The sequence below is a fragment of the Janthinobacterium agaricidamnosum NBRC 102515 = DSM 9628 genome (genome assembly GCF_000723165.1).
GTDB classification, from domain to species: Bacteria; Pseudomonadota; Gammaproteobacteria; order Burkholderiales; family Burkholderiaceae_D; genus Janthinobacterium; species Janthinobacterium agaricidamnosum.
Genome location: NZ_HG322949.1, coordinates 1,194,684 through 1,207,856 on the forward strand (window position 1 = coordinate 1,194,684; position 13,173 = coordinate 1,207,856).

Below are 13,173 nucleotides of genomic sequence, written 5' to 3' on the forward strand. Positions count from 1 at the left end.
CCTGAATTTCGTGGAATAAGTATCTAAAACGAAACAATTCGTTGATTACTTGACGACGATCGCCATGATGTCTTCTTCGCGCATGACCAGCAGCTCATCGCCGTCAACCTTGACGGTTTGGCCGGCGTACTTGCCGAACAGGACGCGGTCGCCGACTTTGACATCCAGAGGACGTACTTTGCCGTCGTCGAGAATCTTGCCATTGCCTACGGCCAGAACTTCGCCTTGATCCGGTTTTTCGGCAGCTGCATCAGGAATGATGAGGCCGGACGCGGTTTTGGTTTCCTGGTCGAGGCGTTTGACGATAACGCGATCGTTCAATGGGCGCAGATTCATACAAAACTCCTTAAAGATCAATGGATAGATATTGCTTGGTTGATTGCAAGGTACCCTCGTTACAGGGTCCGCAGTCGGTCGATTGCCGTTTCAGTTTGCTTAAAGCGGCTAGAAAGAGTTGTTAGCACTCTCTACTAACGAGTGCCAATTATAGGGACGGTATGTGGCTAATTCAAGTGTGCATGCATTTATTTCATAAGCATGCTCGAATTCCGCAGCCCTGAATGCATGCGGCTTGCGCTGTCTCAAGCAGTTCCCCGGGCGTCGGCGGGATTATGTCGATTTACTATCAACTATCAGATGTCGATTGTCTTTGTTCATGGAGCCTCTTGCAGTGGGCAAATTGACGCTCCAGGGCTTGCCTATGCTGCGATATGGTCAGCCTTTATTTGTTGCACTTGCATCATTTTCAGCTGGCGGTGCCGGATTCATGGAGATCCGGCACCGCCATGAACCTGGCGCATCGCGGCGGCAGCCAGGCTGCACGTAAAGTACAAATAAGCGGCAAATAAGCGTCACTTTCGAATCCGATGCCTGCCTGATGCCGATAATGGCACTTTGGAAAGCATGCTGGCCGGGAAATCTTGATGTAGATTCCGTAAATATGTGTTACAGCTGCCTGATTCGATTGACGCCTGTACGGCAGCCGCCCTATAGTGGCGGGATGATTTCCGAATTCCATGAATTATCCGAAAAGATCGGCCTGCTGGCCGAGATGACGCACGAGTTGCGTCGCGAAAACGCACAACTGCGCCAGGCGAACGCCGTCCTGAGCGCGGAAAATGCCGCCTACGTCCAGCGCATGAGCGAAGCGCAGCAGCGGGTGGTCGCCTTGCTGGAAAAAATCCCTGAATTGGTGCAGGCCGGACTGGAGCAGGCGCAAATCGAATCGGCCGGGAAGGAAGCACAATGACGCGTGTCGATGTCAACATCATGGGCCAGTCCTACAGCATGGTGTGCCGCGAAGGCGAGGAGCGCGCGTTGCGCGAAGCGGCGATTTATCTCGACAGCAAGATGAAAGCGATCCGCGACGCCGGCAAGGTCAAGGGCAACGACCGCATCGCCGTGCTGGCCGCGCTGGGCGTGGCGGCGGAATTCCTGTCGGTGAAATCGCCGCAGGGACCTCTTTCCGAATTGACCATACTGGAAGTGAAGCAAAAGATCGGCGCCATGCACAAGGTGCTCGACGCGGCGCTGACGCCGCAGGAAAATCTGTTTTAATTCGAGATTAATTCAAGAATTCGCTTTGACATGGGCGGGCATAGGAGTAAACTTCCTTCCTACCCTGCGGTGTTCGCGATTGCCATATATTCCTTGAACCATTTATGCGCATCGGTTGCGAATTTTGTTTGATGGGAGTGAGCGTCGCTCGTTCGACGAACCCGAAATTGAACTAACGTGACCACCTTGAACCGTTTGGTTCGGGATGCCGGCACAGCGGCACAGGCGGGGTTCCACATCCAGAGCGGCTGCGCATATGCATGTATGCGCAGCCGCTTTTTCATGCGCGGTCGCTTTGTGCCAGCCGCACTTTTCAGGAGCAGTCCATGCAATACTGGTTGATGAAATCCGAGCCCGACGAAGTCAGTATCGACGATGTGATGGCGGCGCCGCGGCACACGGTGGCCTGGTTTGGCGTGCGTAATTACCAGGCGCGCAATTTCATGCGCGACGGCATGAAGGTCGGCGACGGCGTGCTGTTTTATCACTCCAGTTGTCCGCAGCCGGGCGTGGCCGGCTTGGCGGTGGTGGCCAGCCACGCTTATCCGGATCACAGCCAGTTTGAAACCGGCGGCAAGTATTTCGACCCGAAGGCGACCCCGGCACAGCCACGCTGGATCAGCATCGATGTGCAGGGCACCAGGAAGACCGCATTACTGCCGTTGGCCGAGTTGCGCCGCACCGAGGGACTGGAACAGATGCCGCTGCTGCAAAAAGGCAGCCGGCTGTCGATCACGCCGGTCACGCCGGCGCAGTGGCAGATTATTGTCGCCATGCTCAAGTAAGCCGGTACCCGCGCCGATGCCGCCAGGAAGGCCAGGCCGGCCTGGCATCCCCATGCCCGGCGCGCGTGGTGCGCCGCGGCCAGCAATGCTCCCTGTCCAAACAACGCGAACATTCATTTCCCTCACTTGAGTGCGGCACGATGTGCTTAACGATGACCTTCGCCGGTCAGGATGGTTCTCGTCTTGATAATAATTTTTTTTGCACTAAATTCAGAACTATGTCGCCGGTGAGTAGTCCAACTGACACGAGAAACCCGTCACGCCGGTGCAAACAGGGCGATCAATCAAACTTAGTTTCAGAACGGACTTTCGCTGACGGATTTTCTTGCCGATGACGGCACCCAAGAGCAATTTTCGCTATGCCACAACACGCTGGCGGCATGTCTGCGGGGGCCTTTTGCTGATCGGTTCTTGATTAACTAAAAGGAATTCGGGATGACAAATTATTCTGACATTTGCATCGTTGGCGCTGGCATAGGCGGATTGGCATGTGCGGCCCGATTGAGCGACACCGCCATCGCCAGGCATTTACGCATACGGGTATTCGACCTGAATGCGGCGGTCGGCGGCCGTATCCAGTCGCAGAAAATAGATGGCGAGGAAATCGCCGAACTCGGCGCCGCGCGCTATTCGCCGCAGCTGCACCCGCATTTCGAGCAACTGATGCAGGGCAGCGGACTGCCGCATGCGGTCTACCCTTTCACCCAGGCGCTATTTCATGATCGCGTGCAAGAGAAACTGAAGACCACCCTGCTTGGCTTGAAGAAGATGCTGAAAGAGCATCCGAATGACTCCTTCCTGGCCTTCCTCAGCCAATACCTGGGCGCCGCCGAAGCCACCCGCATGATCAAGGCGACCGGCTATGACGCCTTGCTGCTGCCGATGGTCTCGGCGGCGATGGCTTACGACATCATCAAAAAGCATCCGGAGACGCAACACTTTACCGAAAATGCCGATAACCAGTGGCGCTACGCCACCGACGGCTACGGCCAGCTGCTTGGCCAGTTGCAGCGCCAGGCGCAGGCCGCCGGGGTGGAGTTCCAGCTCGAGCATCGTTTGCTGTCGCTTGAAAAGTCCGGCGCCGAGCATGTGCTGTCCTTCCAGCATCGCGGCGCGACGCAGGTGCACCGGGCACGCCATCTGATCATGGCCATCCCGCCGTCCGCGATGGCGCGCCTGAACCTGGATTTTCCAGCCGCCTGGAGTCCGTTCCAGTACGACTCGCTGCCTTTGTTCAAGGGATTCCTGACGTTCGATACACCTTGGTGGCAGGCGCTGGGACTGACCGATAAGGTGTTGATGGCCGATAATCCTCTGCGCAAAATCTACTTCAAGAGCGACAAATACCTGCTGTTCTACACCGACAGCAAAAGCGCCACCTATTGGCAAGACAGCCTGGAGCAAGGGGAAGGCGTGTACCTGCAACGCGTGCGCAGCCATCTGGAAGCAGTACTGCCGCTTGACGGCCAGCCGCTGCCGCCCATCAAGACCCATTTTTACAAGCATTGGCCGCATGGCGTCGAGTTTTGCCTGGAGCCGGAAGCCGAGCACCCGACCGTGCTGCTGCACCAGGACGGCATCATCTCGTGTTCGGACGCCTACACCCCGCATTGCGGCTGGATGGAGGGCAGCCTGATCGGCGCCCGGCAAGCCAGTCGTTTGCTGCTGGAACGGCTCGGCCAGTCGACTGAAACAGCCGGCGCCGGCAAGCGGCCCCTTACCTCCGCCGATGAAGAGCGAGCATGAGCATTCTTGATTTCCCGCGCCTGCATTTCCGGGGATTTGCCCGCGCCAATGTGCCGACCGCCAATCGCAATACGCACGGCCATATCGACATCGCCACCAATACGGTTTCGATGGAGGGAAAACCTTTCGACCCGAACCGGGCGCCGTCTGAATTTCATGCGTACTTGAAACAGCTGGCACCGAGGTTCAATGCCGCCGGCATGCCTGATCCGGAAGGCATTTTCAGCCAGGCGGCAGGTTACAATTTTTGCGGCAATAATCATTTTTCTTGGGAAAATACCAGCATCACCGGCGTCCAGCTGCACGACGCTAGCGTCGATACCGAGGACAGCCTGGTCGGCGCCAGGCTGGCCTTGTGGGGACATTACAACGATTATCTGCGGACCACGTTCAACCGCGCCAGATGGGTCGACAATCACCCCGGCCGGCCGGACAGCACGCTGATTTACGCCGGCCAGTTCACGCTGAGCGGCAAGCAGGCCACGCCCAGCACGCCGGCCCTGTTCAGTGCCGACATCAGGCAGGCGCACTCGGTACGCTGGCTTGGCAGCGGCCATATCACCGAGCGCAGCGGGCATTTCTTGGACGATGAATTCGGCCGTTCCAGGCTGTTCCAGTTTTCCGTGGCGAAGTGCGAACCGCATTTTGTCTTCAACCAGGACGCGCCGCTGCCGGCCAGCCTGCGCGCCTTGCGGCAGGCGCTGGACGACGACGATGTGCTGGGACTGACAATCCAGTATGCCTTGTTCAATATGTCGACGCCGCACAAGCCCGATACCCCGGTGTTCTACGATTTGACCGGCAGCATCGGTCCATGGCGCCGCGACGAGCTGGCCACCTATCCGGCCGGCCGGCTGCTGCTGCCGCGCCAGCGCAGCCTGGGGCCGGTGCTGGTGAAGGTGCATGCGGGGCGGGTCTCGCTCAATATGCCGACCGCGATTCCGTTCACCACCCGCGCCGCCAGCGCCGTATCCGAACAGCATCCTACACATGCGCTGGGCGGCCAGCAGGCGCTGGGCGACCTGCTGCTGCGTGATGGCTGCGGCACGCTGCTGGCCCGCATCCCGCAGCCGCTGTACCTGGATTACTGGCGCCATCATGGCGTCGTCGATGTGCCGCTGCTGCACGCCGCCGCGGCCTCGGGTTCGCTTTGCCTGGGCAGCGCGCAGGCGCAGTGGGATGAAGCCGACTGGGTGCTGCAGTCCGACAGCAACCAGCTGTATCTGGAAGCGCCCAACCGGCACAAGCAGCAAGAGTTTCCGCAGACCATCACGCTGCAAAGCCGTTTCCGCGGCGCGCTGGCGGTCCATCCGGCGCTGGCGGCGCAGGTGCAAGAGGCGGAAGACGGCGCGCTGCTGGCGCTGCAGCTGCAGCCCTCCGTGCTCGGGCATGGCTACGCGGAGTTGCGTGTCACGGGCCGCCGTTCCGGCGCCACCCGCATCATGCTGGGCGAAGGAAAGGAACAACAGTGCCTCGGCGTGCGGGTGCTGCCCGACGACTGGCATCTGGACGAGGTAGCCGCCGAGCAGGTCGATTATGCCTTCCTGTACCGGCATGTGATGAGCTATTACGAACTGGTCTATCCGTTTATGGCGGACAAGGTGTTCAGCCTGGCCGACCAGTGCAAGTGCGAAACCTATTCGCGTCTGATGTGGCAGATGTGCGATCCGCAAAACCGCGACAAAAGCTACTACATGCCGAGCACCCGCGAACTGTCGCTGCCGAAATCGCGCTTGTTCCTGAAATACCTGGCCCAGGTCGAAGCCGCCGCCAAGGCGGCGCTGCCGGAACCGGCCGCGGCGCATGTCATCCGTGGCAAGGACGAGTTGATCGGGGAGCTGAAACAGGCGATCGACCTGGAATTGTCGCTGATGCTGCAATACCTGTATGCGGCCTATTCGATTCCCAACTATGCGCAAGGGGTCAGGCTGGTCGATGCCGGCCGCTGGCTGCCGGCCGAGCTGGAGCTGGCTTGCGGTACCGAAGACCGGCGCCGCAATAGTGGAACGCGGGGAGCTTTGCTGGCAATCGCCCATGAAGAAATGATTCACTACTTATTGATCAACAATGTGCTGATGGCGCTCGGCGAGCCGTTCCATGCCGGCGCCCCGATGCTGGGACAGCAGGCGCGGCAACGTTTTGGCCTCGACACGGAATTTGCATTCGAACCGTTTTCCGAGCTGGTACTGGCCAGGTTGGTGCGGTTCGAGTGGCCCGATTATCTTCCCACGCCAGGCAAATCGATCGCCACCTTCTATACCGCGATCCGCCAGGCGCTGGCCGACCTGCCCGGCCTGTTCGACGACAATCGCGGCAAGCGCGGCGGCGAACACCACCTGTTCCTGAAAGAGCTGACCAACCGCGCCTATCCCGCGTATCAGCTGGAAGTGTGCGACCGCGACAGCGCGCTGTTCGCGATCGACTTCGTGACCGAGCAGGGCGAGGGCGTGGCGGTCGATTCGCCGCATTTCGCGTCGTCGCATTTCCAAAGGCTGCGCACGCTGGCAGGCAGGTTTGCGGCGCGCGGGCAGCCGTTTGAACCGGCCGTGCCGGCGCTGAAAAATCCGGTGCTGGAAGCGCGCCCCGATTGCACCGTGGTGACCGATCGCCAGGCGCGTTCGCTGATGCGGCTGTATCAAGGCTGTTACGAACTGACCTTCTTGCTGATGGCGCACCATTTCGCGCAGCAGCCGTTGGGCAGCCTGCGCCGCTCGCGGCTGATGAATGCTTCGATCGACATCATGACCGGTGTGCTGCGGCCCTTGTCGGTCGCGCTGATGAACATGCCGTCGGGTCTGCCCGGCCGTAACGCCGGCCCGCCGGTGCCGGAACCGGTCGAGGGCAATCGGGAGGACCAGGCCGGCGACAAGATCAGCGGCGACTACCGCCTGGGATGCGAAATGTTGGCGCAGAAATGCCTGGCGCTGGCCCAGTACGCGCGTTGCCTTGAGACCGATCTGGTCGGCATGGCGCCCATCGACATGCTGGAATTCTTTCATCGGCAACTGACTGATTTATCGCGGGGAACGATGTCAAGAGAGGCTTGAAATGCACAAAATCATCATCGTTGGCGGCGGCCTGGCGGGCAGCCTTGCCGCCATCTATCTGGCGCAACGCGGACATCAGGTCCAGGTCATTGAAAAGCGCGCCGATCCGCTGCTGGAAAATTCAGCCGGCGCCGATCCGGTCAGCTCGCGCGCCATCGGCGTCAGCATGACAGTGCGCGGCATCAAGGCGGTACTGGGGGCCGGCATCGATAAGCAGGAGTTGTACCGGTGTGGCGAGCCCATCGTCGGCATGGCGTTTTCGGTCGGCGGCCGCTACAGGGTACGCGAGTTGAGCTCGCTCGAAGGCATGTTCCCGCTGTCGCTGGACCGGACCGCGTTCCAGCGGCTGTTAAACCGATACGCCGCCATGCATCAGGTGACCTATCACTTTGAGCATAAATGCCTGGATGTCGACCTGGAAAGGAAAGTCGTGCTGATCCAGGGACGGGACGGCGCATTGCAGCATCTGCATGGCGACCTGATCATCGGCGCCGACGGCGCTCATTCGGCGGTGCGCAGCGCGATGCAAAGCGGCATGCGGCGCTTCGAGTTCAAGCAGAGTTTTTTTCGCCATGGCTACAAGACGGTGGTGTTGCCGAATGCCGCCGAGCTCGGCTACAGGAAGGATCTGCTGTATTTCTTCGGCATGGATTCCAAGGGCCTGTTTGCCGGCCGCGCCGCCACCATCCCGGACGGCAGCATCAGCTTCGCGATTTGCCTGCCTTACTCGGGCACGCCCAGCCTGGCCACGCATGACCGGGAAGCCATGGCAGGCTTCTTCAGCCGCTACTTCGGCGGCCTGCCGCCGGCCAGCCGGCAAGAGATGCTGGACCAGTTCATCGCGCTGCCCAGCAACGACCTGATCAATGTCCGCTCCAGTACCTTTCATTACAAGGGCAATGTCTTGCTGATCGGCGATGCGGCGCATGCTACCGCCCCTTTCCTCGGGCAGGGCATGAACATGGCGCTGGAAGACGTCCACGTTTTCATTAATTTACTGGAACAGCACGGCGATGCGCTGCGCCTGGCATTGTCCGAGTTCACCCGCCAGCGCAAGGTGCAGGCGGACGCGATGCAGGATATGGCGATCGCCAACTACGAAACGCTGAGCAACCCGAATCTGATGTTTTTCCTGCAAACCCGCTACACCCGCTACATGCACAAGAGATTTCCGCATGTTTATCCGCCCGACATGGCGGAAAAACTGTATTTCACATCGGTTCCCTACGATGAGCTGCAGCAGATCCAGAAGAAGCAAAACGTTTGGTATAAACTCGGGAGGGTCAATTAATGAACATACTCATTATCGGCGCCGGACCGGCAGGGCTGATATTTGCCAGTCAAATGAAGCAAGCCCAACCGGGCTGGGATATCAGCATTGTCGAAAGGAATAACCTGGAAGACGTGCCCGGCTGGGGCGTGGTGTTGCCGGGGCGGCCGCCGCGCCATCCCGCCAATCCGCTGTCCTACCTGGAGCAGCCGGAACGGCTCAATCCGCAGTTCCTGGAACAATTCAAGCTGGTGCACCATGACCAGCCCCATCTGATGGGCATAGGCGTCACGCTGTGCGGCGTCGAACGCCGGGCGCTGGTGCAGGCGCTGCGCGCCAAATGCGTGGCGGCCGGCATCACGCTCAATTACCAGACATCGCTGCCCGGCAGGGCCCAGCTGGAAGCGGAATACGACCTGGTGGTGGTGTCCAATGGCGTCAATCATAAATCGCTGGAGTTGCCGCCGGCGCTGGTCCCGCATGTCGATTTCGGGCGCAACAAATACATCTGGTACGGCACCACGCAACTGTTCGACCAGATGAACCTGGTGTTCCGCAGCAATGACCAAGGCATGTTCATCGGCCATGCGTACAAATATTCGGACACGATGAGCACCTTTATCGTCGAGTGCAGCGAACAGACTTATGCCAGGGCCGGGCTGGAAATGCATGCCGAGCGCGAAGCCGCGGCCTATATCGCCCGGACCTTCCAGCCCGAACTGGGTGGGCACGAGCTGTTCAGCCAGCCGGGCCAGGGCTGGCGCAACTTCATGACCCTCAGCCACGACCGTGCATGCGACGGCAAGTTCGTGCTGATCGGCGATGCGCTGCAATCCGGCCATTTCTCGATCGGCCATGGCACCACCATGGCGCTGGTGGCGGCCCAGCTGCTGGTGAAAACACTCAGCGCCGAAGCCGGCATCGGCGCCGCCCTGGACAGCTTCAACACCCGCGCGGTGCCGTTGGTGCAGTTGTTCAAGGCGCATGCCAACAGCAGCCGGCTGTGGTTTGAAACCGTGGACCAGCGTATCGGACTGAGCAATGCGGAACTGAGCGCCAGCTTCGACGCCCGCCGCCAGGGCCTGCTGTCGCTGCAGGAAGCGCTGATGACCAGCCTTGCCTATGCGCTGGGGCGATAGGGGCAGAGCGTGGATAAACACAAGGAGCGCCGCGCCATGCCAGCCCCTGCCGGACCGCCGCTGCTGCCGATGCAATGGAGCAGCGCCTATCTGTCGTATTGGTCGCCGATGCGGGAAGAAGACCAGCTGACCTCCGGCTATTGCTGGTTCGACTATGCCCGTAACATTTGCCGCATCGACGGCCTGTTCAATCCCTGGCCGGAAAAGGAAACAGGGCACCGGCTGTGGATGTCGGAAATCGGCGACGCCAGGCAGGGACAAAGCCGCAGACAGAAAGTGGCGTATGCCAGGGAAACGGCGGCCGCTGGCAGCACGCTGCGCGAGACGGCGCTGGAAGATGAACTGACGCCGTTTCATGCGCTGTTCCTGCCGCAGGCGATCCTGCTTGAGGGCAATGCGCTGCACGGCGGCCGCCACACCGTGCTGGGCCAGCCGGTCGACGCCTGGGTGGTGCAGCGGCCGGCCAGGGTGCCATCGGTGTTCTATCTGCAAGCCGGCGGCAACCGGTTGCTGCGCATGGTCACCGGCAACGACCCGCGGCATCTGTCGGTACGCGACTTCCCGAACTTCTGTGCCGGCGCCATCCCGGACAGCGTTTTCAGCCTGGAAAAAAGCGCAGTCCGGTCCGATTAACCGCATCGAAGGAAACCGCTATGCCTTTGCTTGTCTATATCCTGGGGGTGACGATCTTTTCGTTAACCACGTCCGAATTCATGGTGGCGGGCATGATGCCGTCGCTGGCGCTGGCCTTGGGCGTGCCGGTGGCGCAGATCGGCTACCTGATCTCGCTGTACGCGATCGGCATGGTCATCGGCGGGCCGCTGATCACTATTGCCTTGCTCCAGTTGCGCGTGGCAAATAAAAAGGGATTGCTTTGGCTGCTGGGCCTGTATGCGCTTGCCCAATCCCTTGCGGCATCGGCTGGCAGCTATGACATCATGGCCGTCGCGCGGGTGGTCACCGGCGTGGCCGGCTCAGCTTGCTTTGGCGTGTCGCTGGCGATCTGCGCCAATGTCGTCGGCTTTGCAGCGCGGGCGCGCGCCGCCTCTGTCGTGGTCGGCGGCCTGATGCTGGCTTCCGTGGTCGGCCTGCCGATCGCCACGCTGATCGACCAGCACCTGGGATGGCGCGCCAGCTTCTGGCTGGTGGTGCTGCTGGCGTTATTGTGCATGGCGCTGATCGCGCGGCTGGCGCCGCGATCAGCGCCATCTGAAAAAACCGGCCTCGGCAACGAACTGGCGGCGTTCAGGAATCGCCACCTGTGGGCGGCCTATGCCAGCAGCGGCCTGATCATCGGCGCGATTTTCGCGGCCTTCAGCTACTTCACGCCCATCCTGACCCAAGTCACAGGCTTTCCAGCGTCCTCGATTCCCTGGCTGCTGGGGCTGTATGGCGCCGCAAACGTGGTGGGCAATGCGGTGGTGGGGCGTTATGCGGACCGGCATACCGCCGTCATCATGGTCTGGGGCATGCTGGTGCTGAGCAGCAGCCTGGCGCTGTTCGCCGTCTTTGCCGATAATAAAACGATCAGCGTTGCCTTGCTGATCGTGATAGGCCTGGTCGGCATGTCGATGAATCCCGCCATCATCGCGCGCGTGATGAAGACCGTGCATCCCGGCCCGCTGGTCAATACCGTGCACACCTCCGTCATTAACATCGGTTTGGGCGCCGGGTCGTGGATCGGCGGCCTGGGTATTGCGGCCGGTTATGGCTTGCGGGCGCCGCTGTGGGTCGGTGTCGCGCTGGCGCTGCTTGGACTAATCAGCTTGCTGCCTTACCTCGGCAAAAGCCGCGTGATCCGGGTTGTGCCGCATTAAATATTCACTCGTTAACTGCATTCATCGCGGCGGCGCCCGATCCGGTAATGGCCGCTTAAACCCGCGCCTTGCCTGGCGCGGTGCCGCCGATATTGTGTTGGTACGACCATGCCAGCAGCGCGATGGCGACCACGATCATCGGCAGCGACAGCATTTGTCCCGATGTGATCGGCACGCCGAACCACACTACTTGCCAGTCTGGCGTGCGGAAATATTCGGTGAAGAAGCGGGCGCAGCCGTAAAGCAGCGTGTACATCGCGCCCACCGCGATGCGCGGACGCTGCTTGCGCGAAAACAGCCACAGGATGATGAATACCAGGATGCCGTCGATCAGCATCTGGTACAACGGCGACGGGTGTACCGGATACGGAATGCCCGGCCATTGCATGGCCCAAGGCAAGCCTTGCGGTGCTATGCGGCCCGGCAATTCGGCATTGATGAAGTTGCCGAGGCGGCCGGCGGCGTAGCCCAGCGGCACCAGTGGCGCGATAAAGTCGAGCACGTCGAACAGGTTGCGGCCAGCCTTGCGGCTCCACAGGTACATGGCCAGTATCACGCCGAGGAAACCGCCGTGGAAAGACATGCCGCCTTTCCACACCATGAAAATTTCCAGCGGATGGTGCAGGAAGTAGACCGGGCGGTAAAACAGCACTTCCCCCATGCGTCCGCCGATCACTACCCCGAGCATGCCATAGAACAGCATGTCGTCCAGGTCCTCTTTCCTCCAGCCCAGTTTGGCAATATGCGGCTGCTTGATGCGCACCCGGCCCAGCGCGATAAACAGGGCGAAGGCCAGCACATACATCAAGCCGTACCAGTGCACGGCCAGCGGTCCGATCGAAAAGGCGATCGGGTCGGGATTCGGGTGTATCAGCATGGAATATTCTTTCTTAGTAAATCCAAAAAGCCTTGCAGCACCGGCGAGTCATTGTCGCGGCGCCAGGCAAGGCCGGTTTCCACCAGCGGAGTGGGGTCTTGCAACGGACGGTATTCTACGCCGGGCCGCATCAAATTCGATACCGATTGTGGCACAAGTGCGATGCCCATGCCAGCCGAGACCAGGCTGACGATGGTTTGCATCTGGATCGCTTCCTGGCCGATCAGCGGCGTGATGCCGGCCGCGCGGAACACGCCGAGTATCGCGTCGTGCAGCGCCGGCGAAATAACGCGCGGAAAAATAATCAGCGGCAGCGCAGGCAAGCTTTTCAGCGCCACCGGGCCGGGCTGGCGCAACGCGTCCAGTCCGCTTGGCGCGGCCAGGATCAGCGCTTCGGCCAGCACCGGCAGGTAGTCGAGCTCGGCGCGCGCCCTGTCGGGCAGCGGCGGGATCAGCAAGCCGGCATCGATGCGCTTGTGCAGCAACTCGTCGACTTGCAAGTCCGAGGTCGCCTCTTGCAGGCCGATGGTGACTTGCGGGAACGCTGTGCGGTAGGCGCGCAGGAAGGGCGGCAGCACGCTGTAATCGGCCGACGACACAAACGCCAGCGCCAGCCGGCCCGCTTCGCCATGCGCGGCGCGGCGCACCAGTTCCGGCAATTCCTGTGCCTGGGCCAGCAAGCGGCGCGCTTCCGGCAGCAGCGCGACGCCGGCCGGCGTCAGGCTCACTTCGCGGCGGCTGCGCAAGAACAGCGCGGCGCCCAGCAATTCTTCCAGCGCCTGGATGGTTTGCGACAGCGGCGGCTGGGTCATGTGCAGGCGCCTGGCGGCGCGGCCGAAGTGCAATTCCTCGGCCACCGTGACGAAATAGCGCAACTGGCGCAGTTCCAGGTTCATTGATATCCATTTCCATGTGAAATAAATGCTGTGATATTT

At 60.8% G+C, this 13,173-nt stretch carries 12 protein-coding genes and 1 other RNA gene; 10 read left to right on the top strand and 3 right to left on the bottom strand.

Annotated features, from left to right (window positions below; genetic code table 11):
• Positions 1-45: 45 nt before the first annotated feature.
• Positions 46-336 (bottom strand): co-chaperone GroES, encoded by a 291-nt coding sequence (groES, locus tag GJA_RS05065; protein ID WP_010400979.1) that lies wholly within the window; start codon positions 334-336, stop codon positions 46-48.
• 664 nt (positions 337-1,000) lie between these two features.
• On the opposite strand from groES, the gene GJA_RS05070 reads away from it, so the two are divergent.
• The 10 genes from GJA_RS05070 (at position 1,001) to GJA_RS05110 (ending at position 11,361) form a co-directional block, all read left to right on the top strand.
• Positions 1,001-1,249, top strand: a complete 249-nt coding sequence (locus GJA_RS05070; RefSeq protein ID WP_038489413.1) for a hypothetical protein — start codon at positions 1,001-1,003, stop codon at positions 1,247-1,249.
• Positions 1,246-1,557: a cell division protein ZapA gene (locus GJA_RS05075; RefSeq protein ID WP_038489416.1), complete on the top strand. Its 312-nt coding sequence runs from the start codon at positions 1,246-1,248 to the stop codon at positions 1,555-1,557. The genes GJA_RS05070 and GJA_RS05075 overlap by 4 nt, the downstream gene beginning before the upstream one ends.
• A 58-nt stretch (positions 1,558-1,615) precedes the next feature.
• Positions 1,616-1,793: non-coding RNA, 6S RNA (gene ssrS / locus GJA_RS26545), on the top strand.
• A 90-nt stretch (positions 1,794-1,883) separates the two neighbouring features.
• Entirely contained in the window at positions 1,884-2,342 is a 459-nt protein-coding gene (locus tag GJA_RS05080; RefSeq protein WP_038489419.1) for an EVE domain-containing protein, read from the top strand.
• 435 nt (positions 2,343-2,777) lie between these two features.
• Positions 2,778-4,088: a flavin-dependent violacein biosynthesis tryptophan-2 monooxygenase VioA gene (gene vioA, locus GJA_RS05085; protein ID WP_051780336.1), complete on the top strand. Its 1,311-nt coding sequence runs from the start codon at positions 2,778-2,780 to the stop codon at positions 4,086-4,088.
• Positions 4,085-7,135: an iminophenyl-pyruvate dimer synthase VioB gene (gene vioB, locus GJA_RS05090; RefSeq protein WP_038489422.1), complete on the top strand. Its 3,051-nt coding sequence runs from the start codon at positions 4,085-4,087 to the stop codon at positions 7,133-7,135. Before vioA ends, vioB begins: the two co-directional genes overlap by 4 nt.
• A gap of 1 nt (position 7,136) precedes the next feature.
• On the top strand, positions 7,137-8,426 hold the full coding sequence (gene vioC, locus GJA_RS05095; protein WP_038489425.1) for an NADP-dependent violacein biosynthesis oxygenase VioC: 1,290 nt from the start codon (positions 7,137-7,139) through the stop codon (positions 8,424-8,426).
• Positions 8,426-9,544 (top strand): flavin-dependent violacein biosynthesis monooxygenase VioD, encoded by a 1,119-nt coding sequence (vioD, locus tag GJA_RS05100; RefSeq protein ID WP_038489429.1) that lies wholly within the window; start codon positions 8,426-8,428, stop codon positions 9,542-9,544. The genes vioC and vioD overlap by 1 nt, the downstream gene beginning before the upstream one ends.
• A 9-nt stretch (positions 9,545-9,553) precedes the next feature.
• Positions 9,554-10,177 carry a violacein biosynthesis enzyme VioE gene (gene vioE / locus GJA_RS05105; RefSeq protein WP_242404451.1) on the top strand — a complete coding sequence of 208 codons (624 nt, stop codon included), beginning with the start codon at positions 9,554-9,556 and terminating at the stop codon, positions 10,175-10,177.
• Between the two features lie 20 nt (positions 10,178-10,197).
• Positions 10,198-11,361 carry an MFS transporter gene (locus GJA_RS05110; RefSeq protein WP_038489434.1) on the top strand — a complete coding sequence of 388 codons (1,164 nt, stop codon included), beginning with the start codon at positions 10,198-10,200 and terminating at the stop codon, positions 11,359-11,361.
• Between the two features lie 55 nt (positions 11,362-11,416).
• Here GJA_RS05110 and lgt read toward each other — a convergent pair whose 3' ends face one another.
• Both lgt and GJA_RS05120 read right to left on the bottom strand, forming a co-directional pair.
• Entirely contained in the window at positions 11,417-12,238 is an 822-nt protein-coding gene (lgt, locus tag GJA_RS05115; RefSeq protein ID WP_038489437.1) for a prolipoprotein diacylglyceryl transferase, read from the bottom strand.
• Entirely contained in the window at positions 12,232-13,134 is a 903-nt protein-coding gene (locus tag GJA_RS05120) for a LysR family transcriptional regulator (RefSeq protein WP_038489440.1), read from the bottom strand. Before GJA_RS05120 ends, lgt begins: the two co-directional genes overlap by 7 nt.
• Between the last annotated feature and the right edge of the window lie 39 nt (positions 13,135-13,173).

Coding starts and splice junctions, on each gene's coding strand:
- groES (WP_010400979.1), bottom strand. CDS start 336: ATGAATCTGCGCCCATTGAACGATCGCGTTATCGTCAAACGCCTCGAC.
- GJA_RS05070 (WP_038489413.1), top strand. CDS start 1,001: ATGATTTCCGAATTCCATGAATTATCCGAAAAGATCGGCCTGCTGGCC.
- GJA_RS05075 (WP_038489416.1), top strand. CDS start 1,246: ATGACGCGTGTCGATGTCAACATCATGGGCCAGTCCTACAGCATGGTG.
- GJA_RS05080 (WP_038489419.1), top strand. CDS start 1,884: ATGCAATACTGGTTGATGAAATCCGAGCCCGACGAAGTCAGTATCGAC.
- vioA (WP_051780336.1), top strand. CDS start 2,778: ATGACAAATTATTCTGACATTTGCATCGTTGGCGCTGGCATAGGCGGA.
- vioB (WP_038489422.1), top strand. CDS start 4,085: ATGAGCATTCTTGATTTCCCGCGCCTGCATTTCCGGGGATTTGCCCGC.
- vioC (WP_038489425.1), top strand. CDS start 7,137: ATGCACAAAATCATCATCGTTGGCGGCGGCCTGGCGGGCAGCCTTGCC.
- vioD (WP_038489429.1), top strand. CDS start 8,426: ATGAACATACTCATTATCGGCGCCGGACCGGCAGGGCTGATATTTGCC.
- GJA_RS05110 (WP_038489434.1), top strand. CDS start 10,198: ATGCCTTTGCTTGTCTATATCCTGGGGGTGACGATCTTTTCGTTAACC.
- lgt (WP_038489437.1), bottom strand. CDS start 12,238: ATGCTGATACACCCGAATCCCGACCCGATCGCCTTTTCGATCGGACCG.
- GJA_RS05120 (WP_038489440.1), bottom strand. CDS start 13,134: ATGAACCTGGAACTGCGCCAGTTGCGCTATTTCGTCACGGTGGCCGAG.